Origin of the sequence: Massilibacteroides vaginae (assembly GCF_900178525.1) — a bacterium.
Taxonomy (GTDB): domain Bacteria; phylum Bacteroidota; class Bacteroidia; order Bacteroidales; family Tannerellaceae; genus Massilibacteroides; species Massilibacteroides vaginae.
The window spans coordinates 166983-187542 of the sequence record NZ_FXDJ01000008.1; the positions used below are offsets into that span (position 1 = coordinate 166983).

Below are 20560 nucleotides of genomic sequence, written 5' to 3' on the forward strand. Positions count from 1 at the left end.
CATTTATTTCTTTAGTTTACCCAATCTGTCTTCAATCATATCAATAATATCATCCTGTCCTTTGTAGTTATTCTGCAAACTGGTCAGGTATTGTCTTGCCTGGAAATCATCGTCACGACTAATGTAAACATCCGCGAGCAGAATGAATCCGCGAGCCAGCCAGTATTGGTGAGGAGTTCCGTTTTCAATGAAGTTCATCAATTCTTTCTCAGCCTTATCTCCTTCGTTATTATTGAAGTACAGTTGCGCCAATAAATATTTAGACTCTGCTCCTTGTATCGTACGGGTGTCTTTGCTCAGCACCTGAAGGTCGGGCAGTGCTTTCTTTTCTTGTTTCTGGGCAATGTAAGCTTTCGCACGAATATAACGGGCCTCGGTTTGCACTTCGGGTGATAGTTTGGGGTCTTCAAGTAATTGGTTAGCTGCCTGTAATGCTTCTAATGGTTGGTTTGTATATTGAGCACTTCGCATTAAACCAAGACTGGCTGCTTGCTTGTTTTCCGGCTTTTCAGCTATTACAAGAAGTGTTTTGAAGCTTTCTAATGCTTCGGTATAGTCTTTTTCCAAATATTCGATTTCCGCTTTGCGGGCTAATGCCTCTTCGCGGAACTTCAGATCACCACTATCCAGCACTTTCTCAAATAAACGAATGGCCTGATCGTACTCTTTATGTGAAAACGCGATTGAACCCAGGTAATAATTAGCACTTGAACTAAATGCGCCTTCAGGGAAAGTTTGCAGATAATTCTCAAGACTTCTTTTTGCACCGGTATTGTCGCCGCGCATAAAGAGCTTTTCGGCCGCGATGTAAGTCAGCGAGTCTTGTTCGCTTACTTCAAAGCGTGTGTTGCCACCTAAAGAGTTAACATAAGCCGCGTATGAACTTATATCATTCATATCGATATAAACAGACTTCAGGTCTTGAATAGCAACTTTTGCTTCTTCACTACCGGGGTAGTTGTTTATTACCTTTTTATATTCGGTTGCCGCTTTATCCAGTTGGTTGTCATTGTAGTAAAGCAAACCCAACTGAACACCTGCCTTACGGGCAAGACTGCTTTGCGGAAAAGTGCTGATCAATGAATTGAACGCTTCGGAAGCCCCTTTGCTTTCTTCCAGCATCACATAAGCGCGTCCTTTTTCAAACAGGGCATCATCTACATATTGTGATTGCGGATAATCGCTTATTAAACGATCCATGGCTTTAATTTTACCCCGGTAATCCTTCTGTAGACCCATCAGGAATCCACGCTGGTAAACAGCATAATCGCCGGCTGAAGGTTGAAGAGAAGCGGCACGGGAATAAGCTGCCTCGGCATCTGCGAATTGTCTGTTATAGAACAAACAGTCTCCTATACGATTATAGGCATCAGCGTGAGATGCCGCTTGTTGATTTTTTTCTAACCCTACGTATTGGCGGAAGCGAGATAAAGCGTCATTGTATTGATTTTGCTTGAAATAGCTATATCCTAAGTTATAATAAGCCAAAGCATACATATCCGTGTCGCGTAGACGGGTATTATTCAGATACGTATTGTAATCGGCAGCGGCTTTAGCAAAAGATCCTTTCCGGTAGGCTGTTTCGCCTCTCCAGAAATAAGCGTCGTTGCGAGCTTCCTGATTATAGTTGCCGAGTGCTATCGCTTTATTGAAATAATCATCGGCTTCATCCAGGTTCATATTGGTAAACGCCTGTGTTCCTAATTGGAATAGCACATTTTGTTTTGCCTCAAGTATTTTTGTTCCCGGACGATTGATTTTGTCAATCGAAGTAAGCGCTGCTTTGTAATTTTTAGTTGTCAGATAAACTTCGGTCAGGTAATCGTTCACCTGATCATTGTATTTTGAATTCGGAAAATCATTCAGAAAATCTTCAAAAACAGTTACTGATTCACCAAAACCTGAAAAAGCCGTTTCATGAAGAAGCACGGCGTAATTATACAAGGCAACTTCTCTTACCTGCTTGTCAAAGTTTGCCGTAGCGGCAGCTTCAAAAGACATCCGCGCGTTGTTTTTGTCATTCAGTTTAAGATAGCTATGCCCAAGGTATAAATAAGCATTCTGAGTTAACTCATCACTCTTTGTTACTACGCGCCCCAGCATATCCGTCGCGCTGTTGTAATTGTTTTTATTAAAATAGCAAACACCTAATATATACAGATCGCCGCGCAAAGGATTGCTTGTTGTTGATACATATTTAGATAAATGATCCGCTGCTTTATTCTGATCTCCAAGGCGGTAATACGAGTTACCGATAATTCGGTGTACTTCATTATTATTTGATTCGTTCGGATAGGCACTTAATAAAGCTTCGCCCTCTTTTATTACACGGTCGAACTTGTTTTGAATGAAATAAATTTGCGTGGTGTAATATTGAGCCTGTAAGCCAAACTCTTTCTTGTCTTTCAGCTTGGCGAATCCGGACAATGCTTTATCATAATTTCCGTCAGCATAATCAAGATAAGCCACATAATAAGCAGACGCCGTATGGTAGGTCTTGCCGATTTGCTGGATTCTGGCAAAATAATTCCGCGCCTGATCTTTTTCTCCCTGCTGTAATAAAGAATAGGCTAAGCGGAAAGAATAAGCTTCCTGCTGTTCTGTTCCTAACTGGTCGATGTCTGACCGGTTAAACCAGAAGATTGCCTTTTCATACTCTTCGCGATCAAAATGTATCGACGCAATCATAAAATTGGCGACAGGTTCGTGACGGGTATCGGGATAGGTGTCGAGAAATTCTTTTAGTAAGAGGTCCGCATTAGCGCGTCCCTGTTCAAATGCGGCCGCGACCAACATATAATCAGCCTCTTGGATCAGGTCTGCATCAGTTGCCTTTGTTTTATAAGCTTGCAACTTGTCTATACAGCCCGCATAATTTTTCAAATTAAACAACTCTTTACCTTCAACGAATAATCGGTCTGCCGCGTCAAACTGGTGATCGCGCTGCCCGTAAACTGTGTGGCTCCCTACTACAACACACAGTGAAATAAGAATTTTTTTCATCAGCCTCTAGCTTTTTGTTACAAGGCGGTTTTGCCCCGTCTGTTCTCTATTGCAAATATAAACATAAGCCCGTAATAAATAGGCTTAATAGGTTATTTTATGTTTTGGCGTAATTTCCCGTATCACCCTACACGGATTACCTGCGGCCAATACATTTGCCGGAATATCTTTAGTAACCACACTTCCCGCACCAATCACCGTATTGTCTCCAATGCTAACACCGGGCAAAATACATGCTTGCGCACCTATCCAAACATTGTTTCCGATAGAAACCGGGTAGGCATATTCCAAACCAATATTCCGTTGTTCTGCCTCCAACGGATGTCCGGCAGTATAGATACCTACATTGGGAGCAATAAACACATTGTTTCCGATTGTAACTTTCGCACCATCTAATATAACCAAGTTCATATTGCTGAAAAACTGATCACCGATTTCAATATTTGATCCGTAATCACAATAAAACGGCGAGAGAATCATCGCGTCTTTACCTATTTTGAGTATTGATCGTATCAGTTTATCACGTTCGTGTTGTTCCCACGGGGGGAGGGCGTTATATCGAAAGGTTGCACAACGAGTTTGATACATCTCATCCTGCAACTGAGCATCTTTATTCGGATTATAAAGAATGCCTTCTGCTGCCTTTTCCTTTTCGCTTTTCATTTTCATTATATTCTTTTTATAACTAAGAGCCTGTTTAAATTTTCCAAAGAATAATATTATGTTGTTTTTTCGTCCTGTTTTGAGTTTCTTTTCGGTCTATTCCCTTGTTTTATTTCGTCACATAGCCCGCTATGCTCCTCTTTAAAACAAGAAAATATCCTCGAAAACAATTCTCAAAACAGCAACGAGCAAAATTTAAACAGGCTCTAAAAGACAAAAATATAAATTCATCCTATTTAACGAAGATATTAACAGAATAAAGACAAGAATACAAGGATTGCGGATAAACACGGATCAAAGGGAGTATCCGGTTGGCAATACCTGTTTTTTTGGTTTTTTAAGTTAAAAACAGTGCTTAATTTACTATTTTTGACCGATTTTTATATCGCTGTAAATCAACGCCTTATATTTGCGAAAAATACAAAGGTTATTTTTCCAAACATAAAGGATATTTTTTGAAAAATAAAGGATATCTTTTTAAAAACATAGTATTATAAAAAAAACGCTTCTGTTTTTAAGTGAATCTGAATTGTTAATTACATACACCAACCGGATTTTCTTTTTGACTCATTATTTCTCCGGAATAGGCTTTGTTTTTCGTTTCTGCTCTCGTCTTTTAAGAATAATATAGCCTGAAATAAGGATAAACAACCCGAATAATCCGGCAATGAAAACAAACAGATCGGAAAACGTGCCGATAATTGGTGAATAAATCCGGCCGACATGTATTTCCAAACATAAATGCCATAGAGACATTTTGCTGCTTTTAATAATGCTTTCAGGCATTTCAGGAAAATCATAACCGGTTTTCAGTGGTCTTGCTCCTGTGTTATAGTCGAAAGCAATCGGTGTATCAAAAAAATCTTCCGAATAACCGGATACCGCATTTGTGAAGGTGGGCGGACCGCCTCGTTGGATAGTGGCGGCTCTTAGTGTATAAGCATCCATGCTTTTGCCTGTTTCTTTGTTCCAGTAAAAAAGTCCGCCAAACGAACCGACGATCCACATGCCGGATTCGTGCTTTTCGAACACCGTAACGCCCATAACACTTACAGGAGGCGAAAAGCGGAGTTTCTTTGGCTGTGCATGGAAATCACCGAATTTATAAAAGCCATCCGACGAATAGAGTATCCACTCTTTCGCGGATTCATCATACCTGATGCATCTTAATTTATCAAACCAAGGATTGTTACTGTGTAATATTGAACCCGGAAGGGTGGCCACTTTATTGCGTATAATCGCGATCAGCAAGGGTGGCCGTAAAAATGTGCCCGATAAAACAAGGATAATCAGGAAAACAAGTAATGAAACACCTAATTTATTATGTAACAGGAAAGATTTTTTGAGTATTTGCACAAAAGATTTAGTCTCTTCTTGCTTCTTTTTGCGCCGCTTGATCAGTTTCGGGAAAAAGGCTATAACAACTCCGGTCAGACATAAAACGATCGAGACTAGACCTAAAAAATCGACAAATAATTTACCCGGTAAACCAAACAGCTCCCCACTGTGCAAAGTCCACATGGTGCGGAATAGTGTTGCTTCCTTTTTATAACCGAAAGGAGCCTTTAAATCGACTTTGTAAAATTTAGAGTAAGGAGCCGTAGCAATAAATATATGCGATCTGGAAAGAACAACTAAGGTGTCGCCCTTTGCTTGTAAATCACTTAAACGTTCGTCGGTATCGATCAGGGAAGACAAGTTGTTCCAACAGTTTTCTGCCTGATCAAGCCTGTAAAGATCAAATGTACTAATGGAAAAAACGGCTCCGGTTGCGGTTTTTACCACATTGCCGATGAGTTGATTGTCGGCTCCGTTCTTCAGCCCTTTACCATAGGGATGTAGTTCTGTTAAAGCCGGATCGGATATAAAAATACCGGCTCCTCCAAACATAAGAATGGAGTCGGGAGAGATTTTCAGCGTTCCTTTAATTGCACTGTTGTTCCAGTTTTTATACTGATAAGAGGATGGAAGTAAAGATCTGCTAATCTCAAATTCGGCAATCGTTTTTCTGTGATTCAGAAAAATACCGGAAATCGCGAACATAACGAAGAAGAAAGAGAATATTAATCCTCCCCACTTATGCCATTTTCTCATCTTTTTCCCCTTCATCATCTTTTGTGTATATAATTAATGTATATAGAAGAAAACTATTCAAACAACGTGAAACGACCGGTGAATAGGAGTTCTCTTTCTTCTTTGCGTGTTAATTATTTGTTAATTGACGGCGAAGATATAAGTCTTATTCTTATGTTGCAATACCTTTTAATAAGTATTTTGTTCTCTTTTATAATTTGTTATGTATTGTATTTCAGATGTATAGCTATTATTTTATGAAATGACAGTAATAAATATTACACTTGTTCGGATTGTGAAAAAAGATATTAATGAAAGCCGAAAAAAAGCAGGAAAAGTATGTAGACAATAGTTTTTATTACCTTTGTCTCTTGAGATGTTAGTTAATTGAAAAAGGAAAAAGAAATTAGTATAAGATGGCTTTTAAATGGACAAAACATATCCTTGTAATTTGTTGGATTGTTTTCGCTGTAGGTTTAGGTATTGTTGTGATGGTTTTTGTGGCTATAGCCAAAGGATCGATTGGTTATGTTCCGGAAGTTGAACAATTTGAAAATCCAATTGACAAATACGCTTCGCAAATTATTTCTTCCGACGCAAGATTGTTAGGCAGTTATGCAAGTGCTAAGGATAACCGTATAGGTGTAACTTACAATGATCTTTCTCCCGCATTGGTGAAAGCCTTGGTTGCAACTGAAGATGTGCGTTTTGCCCAACATAGCGGTATTGACGTACAGGGATTGTTTCGTGCTGTTGTAAAAAGAGGAATCTTAATGCAAAAAAGCGGTGGCGGCGGCAGTACGATTACGCAACAGTTGGCAAAGCAACTTTATTCTCCGAGTGCAGATAATATTTTAGAACGATTACTACAGAAGCCCATCGAATGGGTTATCGCTGTTCAATTGGAGCGTTTCTATACGAAAGAGGAAATCCTGACGATGTATCTGGATAAGTTTGACTTCTTATATAATGCGGTAGGCATTCAATCCGCTTCCCGTGTTTATTTTGATGCTACGCCTAAAACGTTGAAAATAGAAGAAGCCGCTACGTTAGTCGGTATGTGTAAAAACCCATCCTATTATAATGCTAAAAGATTTAATGAACGCTCAGTAGGACGTAGAAATACGGTGCTCAAACAAATGGAAAAAGCCGGTTATTTAACGACAGCAGAATGCGATTCGTTAACACAGTTACCTTTGGTTGTGCGGTTTAATTCTGTAGATCATAAGGAAGGACCTGCTCCGTATTTCAGAGAATACTTGCGTATGGTGATGACTGCTAAAAAACCGGACAGAAAGAACTATATGGCTTGGCAAATGCAAAGATTTAGTGAAGATTCCCTTGCCTGGGCAACTGATCCGCTTTATGGTTGGTGCAATAAAAATAAGAAGAGCAATGGCGATAACTATAATATTTATTTTGACGGATTGAAGATTTATACTACGATAGATTCCCGTATGCAGCGATATGCCGAAGAATCATTGGAACAACACATGAAAACAGATATCCAGCCGGCGTTTAATCGTGAAAAATCCGGTCGCAGTTATGCGCCGTTCTCCCGTTCTGTATCTCTTGGACAAGTAGATACAATGATGACCAATGCCATGAAGCAAACAGATCGCTACCGCGGTATGAAGAAAGGCGGAATGAATGACGAGGAGATTAAAAAAGAATTTAAAAAACCGGTGGATATGCGTGTGTTTAGTTGGGGAGGAGCCATTGATACGCTTATGTCTCCCTGGGATTCTATACGCTATCATAAGAGTATTTTGCGCTCGTCTTTCATGTCGATGGATGCGCATACCGGTCATGTGAAGGCTTATGTAGGAGGTATCGATTACAAGTATTTCCAATACGACATGGTAAGTACCGGACGCAGACAGGTTGGATCTACCATTAAACCATTCTTATATTCTTTGGCAATGATTGAAGGAATCAGTCCTTGTGATAAGATGCTGCATGTTCCGCAACGATTGATCGATGAGAACGGAAAACCTTGGGAGCCAAAAAACTCCACGAAAGAAAACGAAGGTGAAATGGTTAGTATAGAATGGGGTTTACAAAAATCGTCCAACTGGGTTACTGCCTACCTGATGAAACAGTTGTCTCCTTATACCTTTGTTCGCTTGCTTCACTCCTTCGGATTGAAAACAAAGATAGATCCGGTTGTTGCCGTTTGCTTGGGAACGCCTGATGTTTCTGTATCTGAAATGGTAAGCGGTTATAGCGTATTTCCCAATAAAGGGATCCGTGTAGAGCCCTTGTTCGTTACCAGAATAGAAGACTCTTTCGGAAATACGATCGCAAATTTCACACCCCATTTCAATGAAGTGCTGACCGAAGATGCATCTTACAAAATGCTGCACATGATGCGAAAAGTAATGGATGGAGGAACGGGAAGCCGTGTTCGTTTTCGCTATGGTATAAAAGCACCTATGGGAGGGAAAACAGGAACCTCTCAGAATCACTCTGATGGTTGGTTCATGGCCTTTACGCCACGATTAGTTTCCGGTTGCTGGGTTGGGGGTGAAGACCGTTCGATCCACTTCGACCGTATTTCAGAAGGGCAGGGAGCAGCTATGGCCTTACCGATCTATGGATTATTCATGCAAAAAGTATATGCTGATAAAACATTAGGCTACACGGAAGATGAAGCATTTGAAATTCCGGAAGCATACGCCAATCCATGTGCTCGCACGAATGAAAATGTTCGACAGTACGTTCCGACTGATACCGGCGGCATCGATAAGATGTTTGATTGATAAATTCTATATTGTCATAATGTAAATAAATCTGTTTGTTGAGTGATTAACAACAGATAAAAAGACTATATTTGTTGCAATACACACTGGATAAAACAAACGAAATGTTATGATTAACCGAGAATTAATAGATCCGCAAAGTATTGTTGTTGTTGGAGGATCCAACAATGTACACAAACCGGGAGGCTTTTTGGTAAGAAACCTGTTAGATGGGAAATACAAAGGAGACTTGCTGGTTGTAAATCCGCGAGAAACGAATGTGCAGGGCGTAAAATCTTATACGCATGTACGTGATATTCCGGAAGTAGAATTAGCCATTATTGCTGTTCCGGCGGCTATTTGTCCTGAAGTAGTTGATATCCTCGCAAAAGAAAAAGGGGTTAAAGCCTTTATAATTATTTCTGCCGGATTCGGTGAAGAGACCAAAGAGGGCGCTGTTTTGGAAGAACAAATTCTTAAAAGTATCAATGATGCAGGTGCTTCCTTAATCGGCCCTAACTGTATTGGTGTGATGAACATGAATTATCAGGGAGTTTTCACCCGTCCGATTCCGGAATTTAGTTCAGAAGGTGTGGATTTCATCTCCAGTTCAGGTGCTACAGCTCTTTATATTATTGAGTCGGCATTAACAAAAGGATTAAAGTTTTCTTCCGTTTGGTCGGTTGGAAATTCCAAGCAAAACGGGGTAGAGGATGTTCTTGAATATATGGATCGTAATTTTGATCCGGCAACGGATTCCAAATATAAGATGCTCTATATAGAAAGTGTTCGCGATCCGGACAAATTGCTGTTACATGCTTCTTCTTTGATCCGTAAAGGATGTCGTATTGCCGCGATCAAAGCCGGAAGTTCAGACTCAGGGAAGCGTGCGGCGTCTTCACATACAGGGGCTATTGCCAGTTCAGATTCGGCAGTAGAAGCTCTTTTCCGTAAAGCAGGTATCGTACGTTGTTTCAGTCGGGAGGAATTGACAACAGTTGCTTGTATCTTCACCATGAAGGAGGTTAAAGGTCGCAATTGTGCAATTGTAACTCATGCCGGCGGGCCGGCAGTAATGTTAGCTGATGCTTTGTCGAAAGGAAGACTAAATGTTCCGAATTTAGAAGGTCCGATTGCGGCTGAATTAAAAACGAAACTACTTCCCGGAGCTGCGGTAGGAAATCCGATTGATATTATCGGAACAGGAACTCCTGAACATTTGGCAACAGCGATAGATTATTGTGAAAATCGTTTTGACGAGGTCGATATGATTATCGTAATTTTTGGCAGCACCGGTCTGATGAAGCTTTATGATGCTTACGAAGTACTACATAAAAAAATGGAGGAAGGCAAGAAGCCGATATTCCCAATTTTACCTTCTATTGTAACAGCAGGACCTGAGGTTAAAAATTTCATAAAGAAAGGACATGTTAACTTTTCAGACGAAGTAACTCTGGGAGTTGGTTTATCCTTAGTTATTAATACGCCAAAGCCGGCCAATGCGGATTTTCAATTGTTTGGTGTAAATGTGGCTGAAGTAAGACGTATTGTAGACAATCTTCCAAGCGGAGGATACCTTAATCCGGTAGATGTACGTAAATTATTAAAGGCTGCCAATATCCCGTTAGTAGAAGAGTTCGTTTCTGCTGATAAGGAAGAATTGTTGGCTTTTGCTAAAGAAATCGGATTCCCTGTTGTAGCAAAAGTCGTTGGTCCTGTACATAAGAGCGACGTTGGTGGTGTATCCCTGAATATAAATACAGAAGAACATTTGCTGTTTGAAATAGAACGAATGATGAGCTTGCCGGAAGTAACAGGCGTTTTAGTACAGCCAATGTTGAAAGGACAAGAACTATTCCTCGGTGCAAAATACGAAGAACGATTCGGGCATGTTGTATTATGCGGTTTAGGTGGTATCTTTGTTGAAGTGTTGAAAGACGTTTCCTATGGGTTGTCTCCCTTGTCGTATGATGAGACATATTCTATGATCCGCTCTTTGCGTGGGTATCCAATTATAAAAGGAACACGTGGACAGAAAGGAATAGATGAACAAAAATACGCTGATATTATTGTAAGGTTGTCCATTCTGCTTCGTTTCGCAACGGAGATTAAAGAAATGGACATAAATCCAGTTCTGGCAACTGAAAAAGGTTTATATGCCGTTGATGCTCGCATCCGGATAGAAAAATAATTTAAAACAAAAAAACATGAGCAACGAAGAATTAATTTATGATGAAGACGATGCCGTAAGATTTATTCGGAATTATCTTCCACAAGAACTGAAAGAAAAATTCAGTGATGACGATATTAATTATATCGTAGATCTTATCTATGAGTTTTATGATACGAAAGGATTCTTTGACGAAAATGCCCATAACGACGACGAAAATGTAGAAATTGATGAAGAGGAATTAATTTCTTTTGTCGTAAAAAATGCCGAAAAAGATGGAGTAGGTAAGTTTGATGTCGAAGATATTATTTTTATTGTGCAAGGGGAATTAGAGTACTGTGAGTCTATAAACATGTTTGATTGATATTTGTTATAATAACATAGAACTTTATAAGTTTTTAAAACATTAAAATAAAACAAAATGGGAAAAGTTAAGTTGTTAGCTGTTGCAATGTTGTGCTTGGCTGTAGTTTTGTCCGGATGTGGAGCTAGTAATACTGTAAAAGGTACAGGAATTGGTGTAGGCGCTGGCGGTGCTGTTGGTGCAGGTATTGGTGCAATCGCAGGTAATACAGCTTTAGGTGCCGTAATTGGTGCTGCCGTGGGTGGTACGGCAGGTGCTTTGATTGGGAAAAAGATGGATAAACAAAAGAAAGAAATCGAATCTCAGATTCCGGAAGCTACTGTTGAATCAGTAAACGATGGTGAAGCCCTGAAGGTGACTTTCGATTCTGGTATCTTCTTTGCTACCAACTCCAGTACGGTTAGTGATGCTGCTAAAAATGCATTATCTAATTTTGCTGTTACGCTTCAACAAAATCCGGATACGTATGTAAAAATCGTTGGTCATACGGATAGTACAGGTAAAGTTGATTACAATCAGACACTGTCTGAAAAACGAGCGAAAAGCGTATATGATTATTTACTCCTTAATTCAGTTGGAACGAACCGTTTAACTTATGAGGGAAAAGGTATTCATCAACCTGTTGCAGACAATGCAACTCCGGAAGGTCGTGCTTTAAACAGAAGGGTAGAAGTTCTTATCCTTGCGAATGAAAAAATGATTCAGGAAGCACAACAAGGAACTTTAAAATAAAAATTCCAACAGTTAAAAATAGGTGTATAGGGCGGCTCGAAAAAGAGACCGCCCTTTCTTTATAGTGTAATTCCCATTTTATTCATTAAGAAACAAGCATTCATGTTTTGAGCTACTCCCGGACGTAGTTGGTAAGAGAACGTTAAGTTGTTGTCGGTAATGTCTGCTTCAAAACGGAAGTTGCTGATTTGCTCCGGAAATTCTTCAGCCAAGGTACCTAAAACAAGGTCGTGGGTTGCTATAATTCCACAGCCGTTTAGTCGAACCAATTGTTTCATTAAAGCAAGCGATCCTTTCTGCTTATCGACAGAGTTTGTACCTTTCAATATCTCGTCCAGAATAATAAAGAGCTTTTCACCGGATTGTAAACGATCTATTATCATCTTTAGTCGTTTCAGTTCGGCAAAGAAATAAGACTCATTACTCATCAAATCATCCGAAGTTCGCAGACTCGTTACTAAGCCGGCCGGATATACCGTTAAAGACTCCGCACATACCGGCATACCGCAACAAGCCAATACATGATTCAGCCCTACTGTGCGGAGGTATGTGCTTTTACCTGCCATATTTGCTCCCGTGATGATCAGAAAAGAAGGTGTTTGTTTGATCGCGATATCGTTCTTAACACAAGTTGCCCGATTCATTAGCGGATGCCCTAGTTTCTTTCCTTCCATTTTAAAGTACTTATCAGCTATTTCCGGATAGATATAGTCCGGGTGATTAAAACCGAAACCACCCATACTGTTTAACGCGTCAAAAGTAGACAGCACTTCAAACCATTGCGGCATATCTTCCTTATAGTTCCGCATCCACCGCTCAATGCGAATAGATGTTCGCACATCACGTAATGTAAATATTTGCAAGAGTAATCCGGCTGCGCTCAGACGCTGATCTAATGCACCTATAGCGCGGGATAACTTACGGATAGCATCCGAAGCATTATACTCTTTCCTTAGTTTGTCTTTCTCTTTGGAAAGTAGTGTGCTGTGAAAGTCCGTTTTTTCAATCATTCGAATAAGCGCGGAGTAGGTGGCAAGTAAATTTCCCAATTTATTTACACGATTATGTAGAGTCGTTGTTTTCTTAGCCTTGCTATAAGCGATTCCCATTGAAAGGACTATGGCTATAGAAATAATCGCAACATCAATCAGTCCGACCGAAACGCAAACAATCAGCATAGTCCAAGTGATAGGAAAAACCCATAACAGGACTTTCCAAAGCATACTATCGGAGAAGTAAGACGGTGTTTCGGTCATCTCCTCCAGTTTTTTATAATCGTCTTTCTTTCCAGGCTTAAGCGAACCTTCAACGTAAAAATCTTGCCGGAAGGAGGAGAGGGAAGCCAATTCCTTAACCGCCTCCTGTCTTTCAATTATTTTGTTTTTGTCGGTTAACGGACAAAGCAACCATTCTGCTAATCGTTCATTGCCAATATAGGTTGTAGTTCTATTAATGGATTGAAAAAAGGAGCGATTGCCAAATAAGTCCAAATCAATGCTGAACGAATGCGATCCATTCAAGCGATCGGTAGCTCCATCAAACGCGCTGAAATCATAATCTAATCCTTTCAGTTCATTTTCGCAAAGCTGCTGCAGCGTTTCTTGCCACTTTCTTTTATTATACAGATAGGTATGATATACCATTAATAATATGAAAGGTAAGGCAAATAAAAGTGTAATGATTGATAAGACTTTCCACCCACTGCCACTGAAAAAATACAAGACCACAAACAACCCAACAAATAATATGAGGCGGATTGTTCCATAAAGATGAATACGCTTGGACAAATGTGCGGCCTGTGCTTTGCAAGCATTGTGTTTTTCGCTATAAAACTGATAGATTTTTTCCATGCCCGCAAAGGTAAATAAAATCAGTCTTGATTATACACAACCCTATGTCTGATTCATTTGTTTACTAATATAGAACTTTAAAAAAGATAGGATTATAATACATCAGTGTGAAACGAATAGGTAATAAATAAACAATAATCGTATGAAACAAATAGCTAATATTCCGGATTCGAAGAAAAAAGAACGAGTTGTAATTATCGGAGGAGGATTCGCCGGATTGGAAATGGCAAAGAAGATTGATAAACAACATTATCAGGTAGTTTTGATCGACAAAAACAACTATTATCAGTTTCAACCTTTGTTGTATCAGGTAGCTACGGCCGGTCTTGAACCGAGCTCAATATCTTATCCGCTTCGAAAGATGTTCCAGAATCAGAAAGATTTCCATGTGAGAATGTGTGAAGCTACCCGGATTGATCCGGAAGAAAACAAAGTAGAGACTAATATTGGCTACATAGCGTATGACTATTTAGTGATTGCAACAGGCTGCGATACCAATTATTTTGGAAACGACGCGTTGAAAGAGTCTACCTTCGCACTTAAATCCGTTTCCGAATCACTTCTGATCAGAAACCGTTTATTGCTAAGTTTGGAACAAGCACTAAATGCTAAGGATCCGGAAGAGTTTAAAGAACTTTTTTCTTTTGTAGTTATTGGAGGTGGCGCTACGGGCGTAGAGCTTGCCGGTGCTTTGGCCGATATGAAGAAAGGTATCCTCCCAAAAGATTACCCTGAGCTTGATTTTAATAAAATGGAAATTCACCTGATCGACGCGGCGCCTCGCTTGTTGGCCGCCATGTCAGAAAAATCTTCTAAAAAAGTAACTAAAACGCTCACTAAACGGGGGGTGATTATACATCAGGGAATCCATGTAGAGTCATACGAACAACCTGTTGTTTCGTTGGGAAACGGACAAAAGATCCATTCCAAAAATGTGTTTTGGGTTGCCGGTGTAACACCTAAACCAATGCCCGGAATTGACAATACAGCCTATGAGCGAAACCGAATGCTTGTAAATGAATACAACCAGGTGAAAGGATATAAAAACATATTTGCCTTAGGCGATACGGCACTCCTTATTTCCGAAAAAACACCTAAAGGACATCCTCAAGTGGCGCAAGTGGCCTTACAAATGGCTCAGCGATTAGCAAAAAACCTCAATGGAAAGGTGAAAGGGCGTCCATACATAGGTTTTGAGTATAAAGACAAAGGTTCATTGGCCACCATCGGCAGAAATGCAGCTGTTGCCGATTTGGGCAAATTTCATTTTGGGGGAACCGTAGCTTGGTTGCTTTGGCTTTTCGTACACATCATGTCTATAGTAGGGATGCGCAACCGTGTAGCCGTGTTGATTGATTGGGCATGGAACTATTTCAACTACGACTTATCACTTCGCCTACTGATTCGCCCAAAGAAAAGTAATCTTTTTTAAATAGAATAGAACAAAATTTAATTTATAAAGTATATTTTTCTTTTTCTACAACTGTGGTAAAGTTTTTCTATATATATAGTAAAGTTTTTCTATAGCTGTGGAAAGCTTTTTCTATATATATGGAAAAAGGAAAATATACTTTATTGGAAAAAGAATATAGTATAGAAAATAAAAAACAAAGTAGAGATTAATTAAGTGCCAATTTAAGTTTTCCGGAAAATAATATTGAGTTGTTTATTCGTTCTGTTTTGAGTTTTTTTCGGTCTATATCCTTTTAATATATGTTTTCAGTATGATAAAAAACTTTGTATATTTGCATAGATAGTAAGGATCACAGAGATTATTTTTTATAAACGAATTCTTCTTACCGTATCATATAGTCAAATGACAAAACAAAACACTATTATTTATACTGATAGTCTGAAAGACAATTTTGATAAAATTTATGTGTTGTATTATTCACGAATGCATCGATTCGCGAAAGAATATGTGTTGTCTGATGAAGATGCAGAAAACATAGTACAAGACGTTTTTTTATTGCTTTGGGAAAGAAAAGATGTACTGGACATTCGTATAAGTTTAGTTTCTTATCTTTTTTCATTGGTTAAGAATAAATGTTTGGACTTTATCAGGCATCAGCATGTGGTAGATGCATATAAAAATGATTTATCCCTTAAATTATCAGCTTTAGAACTTTTAAATTACACACTGTCTTCGGAAGAGGATATAGAGCGTATCGTAATAAACGCTGTTGAAAGACTTCCGGAACGTTGCAGGCTTATTTTTCTTAAAAGTAGGGTAGAAGGTAAAAAATACAAGGAAATTGCAGAAGAATTAGGAATATCCGTTAATACGGTTGAAAATCAGATGTCGATAGCGTTAAAAAAACTGCGAATTGAACTTAAAGATTTTCTTCCACTGTTAGCATTTCTTATTAACTGTTAAATAATATTTATTTTAACACGCTTTATTGGTGGTTATTCGCGTTTGAAACGCTCTTTCAGTTAAGAATCGAGGAAAGAGAATGCATCAACTTATTTTTAAATATATCGAGAAAACAATTAAGCCTGACGAAAAGGAAGAGCTTAACAGTCTTATTCAATCTGATGAGCAAATTAAAGAAGAATTTGCTTATGCTCAGAACATCTATGCTTTGTCTGCTTTATTGGAATCAGAAGACGATGAGCAAATAGGACGGGCTCAATTGAGTAAGTTTAAAAAACGGCATCAGAAAAATCGATATTTACCGTTTCTCAAAAACATAATGAAGTATGCAGCTGTTGTGTTACTAACGATAGTTTCGACCTGGCTGTTTTTAAAGGATCAACAACGTATATCCGAATCTCTTGTTGCTTATGAGGAATATAAAACACCATCGGGACAAAGAGCCAAGGTTGTTTTGCATGATGGCACAACAGTATGGTTGAATGCTGCCTCCACGTTGCGCTATCCGAATATATTCATGGGGAAAACACGTAAAGTAGAATTGGATGGCGAAGCTTTTTTTGATGTAAAACATGATGAAGATCATCCATTCGTGGTGTCAACCGAAAAACTCGACATAAAGGTTCTGGGAACTCGTTTTAATGTTTTCTCCTATAAAGGCTCGGATGGCTTTAACGCCTACCTTGAAGAGGGATCTATCCGGATTTATAAATCCTCAGATGAAGGAAACGCGTTGCAATTGAATCCGAATGAGATAGCAGAATTAAGCAACAACAGATTAATAAAACGGGCTGCCGACAAAAAAGATTTTCTGTTATGGAGAGATGGCATTTATGCGTTTGATGATATTGCGTTTAAAGAGATTATAAAAAAATTAGAACTTTATTATGACATTACTATTGAGATTGACAATCCTGCATTGGCAGAATATAAATTCAATGGAAAATTCAGACAAAGGGATGGTATAGTTAGTGCTTTAAGAACCTTTCAAAAAGCATATCCATTTTCATTTTATAAAGACGACGATTTAAATCATATTACAATAAAGTGACTTAAATAGTGTAGAATTTATAACCTAAAAACATGCGTATGAAAATATAAAAAGTCCGAAAAAGAAAACCGGCAGATGTTGCAGCATCTACCGGTCAGATTGTGCTAACACAAAATTATCTAATTAAGTATTAACAAGAAAATGTAACAAAGTTATGAAAAAAGAACCTTTGTCAAATCTTTTATTATTTCAAAATCATTACCGAATGAAATTTTTGAATATTATGAGAATTTCAACTTTCTTTCTTTTCCTTTGTGTGTTCTCTTCATTTGCAACCAAAACGGTATCGCAAAATGCGAAGGTGAATATTACAGGAAGTAGTCTGACAATAGCAGAATTTATTGATCAGATTGAAGATCAAACAGATTACCTGTTTGTGTACAGTAAAAATGAGGTGAACCCGGGAACTTCTCTTGCCTTGAATACAGGAGAAAAAACCGTAGCTCAGTGTTTGACTGAAGCTTTTCAGAACTCAAACGTAAAGTATGCATTTGAAAACGATTATATCGTTTTAACAAAAAATGCAATCCCTTCTATCGCTCAGCAAGGGAGAACCGTTTCAGGAACTATAACCGACAATAGAGGCGAAGTAGTTATTGGAGCAAACGTTGTTGTAAAAGGCACAACTAACGGAACAGTAACTGATTTCGATGGAAATTACTCTTTGCAAGTACCTGAAGGCGCTATCTTGCAGGTTTCTTACATTGGTTATTTAAGTAAAGAAGTGCCTGTGGGAAGCCAAACTACAATCAACGTGCAACTGCTTGAAGATACTCAGGCTCTTGACGAAGTGGTGGTAGTAGGTTATGGTGTTCAGCGTAAATCGGATGTTACCGGTTCTATCTCAGTAGCCGGAGCAGAAGATATATTGAAAACATCTTCGTTCAATGCGTTAGATGGTTTGAAAGGTAAAGCTTCGGGTGTGAATATCTTCTCAAACTCCGGACAACCGGGTGGTGCTACTCGTGTAATGATTCGTGGTATCGGTACGATTAACTCATCTTCAAATCCGTTATATGTTGTTGATGGTGTGGTAATGGAAGATTTCCAGTTCCTTAACCCCAATGATATTGAACGTATCGAGGTGTTAAAAGATGCTTCTGCAACTGCAATCTATGGTGCGCGTGGTGCTAACGGTGTTATTATGGTAACAACCAAGAGAGGTTTAAGTGGTGAGGGAGTTTCTGTTAGCTATAATGGCTATGTAAGCATGTCTCACAAAGCAAGCAAAATGGATGTTTTAAATTCAGCTGAATTTATTGAAACATTACAGAAGAGTTATGATAACTACAATAAATGGTATACAGCGGATGAAAACTATTCTCCAAAAACATTAGATTTATCAGACTCTCGCTTATTCAATGCGGATGGTACTCCAATCTACGATACTGATTGGCAAGACGAAGCTACACGCACTGCTATTTCACATAACCATCAGATCAATATCCAACAAGGTGGTAAAAATTCTTCAGTAGGTGCTTTCCTTAACTTTACCGATCAACAAGGTATTATGTTGAATACGTATATGAAACGTATTAACGCAAAATTAACTTATGATGCTAAACCTTTGGATTGGTTGTCTACCAGTGTAAACGTATTGGTTAACCATACTTGGCAGAATGATACAGATGACGGTGGTGGCGGACAGGTACCTCGTCGTACAATTATTGAAATGCCATCTATTTTCCCTGTACAATTTTCTGATGGTTCTTGGTCGAATTCATTCTCTTCGACAGACGACTTCCGTTTTGAAGCTATGACAAACCCTGTACATGCTTTGAAAGAAATGCAACGCAGACGCTACAGAACACAAATCTTTGGTAACGCGGCATTGACATTCCACTTGGCTCCGGGTCTTGATCTTAGAGCTCAATTTGGAGTTGACAGTCATTTACGTAAATGGAAAGAATACACACCAAGCGGCATGATCAATCTTTCTGAAGATGGTTACGCTTATATGAGCGACACGCAAATGCTGTTCTGGCAACAGGAAACTTATTTGTCATACAACAATGTGTTTGGTAAGCACAGAGTAAACGGTACTTTAGGTTTGTCATGGCAGGAAAGAACAAATACGGATTCTTCTATCTCAACAAAAGGATTTGCCGACAACTTCTTCGGTTTTGATAATATGGGAGCCGGCACAACACCTGCTTCGCCTTCTTCCAGCTATCAAAACTGGGCTATGAACTCTTATTTTATCAGAGGTGCTTATACCTATAATGATAGGTATATGGCTACTGCAACTATGCGTATGGACGGTTCTTCACGATTTGGTGAAAACAATAAATATGCGTTATTCCCATCTCTTGGTTTGGGTTGGTTAATGTCTAACGAAGACTTTTTGTCTGACGTATCTTGGTTGGATCAATTAAAACTTCACACAAGTTATGGTATAACCGGTAACAGTGAAATTGGTACATACCGTTCTTTAGCTACTATTGCGTCAAGTACTTATTTGATCGATGGCAAACGTCAGTCTTACTCTTATGTATCTCGTCTTCCGAACCCGGATTTGGAATGGGAAAAAACTCACCAGTTTGACTTTGGATTCAATTTGAATTTATTCAGAAACAGACTTAATTTTGATGTTTCTTACTATCATAAATTAACAAAAGACTTGTTGTTGGATAGACCGGTTCCTCGTAGCACAGGTTTTGGTTCGGTTATCGATAACATTGGTGAGGTTAAAAACACAGGGGTAGATTTCATGTTGAACTCTGTAAACGTTAACAACCGTGATTTCACATGGTCAACAACATTAAACGTTAACTACAATAAGAACGAAATTAAGAAATTAGGCGAAAACGATGAAGATATCTTCCCTGGTCCGAACTGGGTATCCGGTAGCCAGACAATTCTTCGCGTTGGTGAATCGTTAAGTTCTTTCTATGGTTATGAAAGATTGGGTGTATGGACTGAACAAGAACGTGCTGAAGCAGAAGCTGCCGGTGCAAGAGTTGGTCAGGCAAAACGTTCGAAAGACAAGAAAGTATTAGGTAAGGGTGTGCCTGATTTTACAGGAAGCTTTATCAATAATTTCTCGTACAAGAATTTTGACCTTACATTAGATATTCAATTTGTTGCCGGAGTAGACATTCTGCAACAATACTATCACTCGGCTGAAGACCGTTTCGGTTACACCAGTGGTTTAAAAAGTATTTTGTATGATGGATATAACGGTTCAAACCCAAACACTATGGTTCAGGCAATCAGAAACGCGAACTTATCAGGACAAAGCTCAGAACTTGATTCTCATTGGGTAACTGACGGGTCTTATATTCGTGGTAATCTGATTCAGTTAGGTTATACTTTTGAACCAAAAACATTAAAATCCTTGAAGCTTGCTGCATTACGCGCTTATTTTAGTATTAACAACGCGTTTGTTATTCACTCAAGTGATTTCCAAGGTTACGATCCTGAAGGAACTTCTCATGGTGATAATCAATGGGGGCAGAATATGTTCTTCTTCCAGTATCCTAAGCCAAGAACTTATACCTTGGGTGTTAATGTAACATTTTAATAACCTTAGAATT

12 protein-coding genes are annotated in these 20560 nt (G+C 38.9%); 8 read left to right on the forward strand and 4 right to left on the reverse strand.

The window, feature by feature from the left end:
* Window positions 1-3: 3 nt before the first annotated feature.
* From B9Y81_RS06115 to B9Y81_RS06125, 3 genes are all read right to left on the reverse strand, one after another.
* Window positions 4-3003, reverse strand: coding sequence for a tetratricopeptide repeat protein (locus B9Y81_RS06115; RefSeq protein WP_085536121.1), 3000 nt, complete (start codon window positions 3001-3003; stop codon window positions 4-6).
* An 84-nt stretch (window positions 3004-3087) separates the two neighbouring features.
* A complete protein-coding gene (locus B9Y81_RS06120; protein WP_085536543.1) occupies window positions 3088-3666 on the reverse strand; it encodes a sugar O-acetyltransferase in 579 nt (192 codons plus the stop codon).
* Between the two features lie 570 nt (window positions 3667-4236).
* Window positions 4237-5778 carry a PepSY-associated TM helix domain-containing protein gene (locus tag B9Y81_RS06125; protein WP_085536122.1) on the reverse strand — a complete coding sequence of 514 codons (1542 nt, stop codon included), beginning with the start codon at window positions 5776-5778 and terminating at the stop codon, window positions 4237-4239.
* A gap of 377 nt (window positions 5779-6155) precedes the next feature.
* Between B9Y81_RS06125 and B9Y81_RS06130 the strand changes: the two genes are divergently transcribed.
* The 4 genes from B9Y81_RS06130 (at window position 6156) to B9Y81_RS06145 (ending at window position 11746) form a co-directional block, all read left to right on the forward strand.
* Window positions 6156-8501, forward strand: coding sequence for a transglycosylase domain-containing protein (locus B9Y81_RS06130; protein ID WP_085536123.1), 2346 nt, complete (start codon window positions 6156-6158; stop codon window positions 8499-8501).
* Between the two features lie 109 nt (window positions 8502-8610).
* Entirely contained in the window at window positions 8611-10671 is a 2061-nt protein-coding gene (locus B9Y81_RS06135; protein WP_085536124.1) for an acetate--CoA ligase family protein, read from the forward strand.
* A gap of 16 nt (window positions 10672-10687) precedes the next feature.
* Entirely contained in the window at window positions 10688-11014 is a 327-nt protein-coding gene (locus B9Y81_RS06140) for a hypothetical protein (RefSeq protein WP_085536125.1), read from the forward strand.
* A gap of 57 nt (window positions 11015-11071) precedes the next feature.
* Window positions 11072-11746: a YiaD family glycine zipper/OmpA-like lipoprotein gene (locus tag B9Y81_RS06145; protein ID WP_085536126.1), complete on the forward strand. Its 675-nt coding sequence runs from the start codon at window positions 11072-11074 to the stop codon at window positions 11744-11746.
* Window positions 11747-11805: 59 nt separating this feature from the next.
* Here B9Y81_RS06145 and B9Y81_RS06150 read toward each other — a convergent pair whose 3' ends face one another.
* Window positions 11806-13596: a MutS-related protein gene (locus tag B9Y81_RS06150; protein WP_085536127.1), complete on the reverse strand. Its 1791-nt coding sequence runs from the start codon at window positions 13594-13596 to the stop codon at window positions 11806-11808.
* A 142-nt stretch (window positions 13597-13738) separates the two neighbouring features.
* Here B9Y81_RS06150 and B9Y81_RS06155 point away from each other — a divergent pair, with 142 nt between their 5' ends.
* The 4 genes from B9Y81_RS06155 (at window position 13739) to B9Y81_RS06170 (ending at window position 20547) form a co-directional block, all read left to right on the forward strand.
* A complete protein-coding gene (locus B9Y81_RS06155; RefSeq protein ID WP_085536128.1) occupies window positions 13739-15028 on the forward strand; it encodes an NAD(P)/FAD-dependent oxidoreductase in 1290 nt (429 codons plus the stop codon).
* Window positions 15029-15412: 384 nt separating this feature from the next.
* Window positions 15413-15973 carry an RNA polymerase sigma-70 factor gene (locus B9Y81_RS06160; protein ID WP_085536129.1) on the forward strand — a complete coding sequence of 187 codons (561 nt, stop codon included), beginning with the start codon at window positions 15413-15415 and terminating at the stop codon, window positions 15971-15973.
* Window positions 15974-16052: 79 nt separating this feature from the next.
* Window positions 16053-17024: a FecR family protein gene (locus B9Y81_RS06165; RefSeq protein WP_085536130.1), complete on the forward strand. Its 972-nt coding sequence runs from the start codon at window positions 16053-16055 to the stop codon at window positions 17022-17024.
* Between the two features lie 154 nt (window positions 17025-17178).
* Window positions 17179-20547 carry a TonB-dependent receptor gene (locus B9Y81_RS06170; protein WP_085536131.1) on the forward strand — a complete coding sequence of 1123 codons (3369 nt, stop codon included), beginning with the start codon at window positions 17179-17181 and terminating at the stop codon, window positions 20545-20547.
* Window positions 20548-20560: the final 13 nt, after the last annotated feature.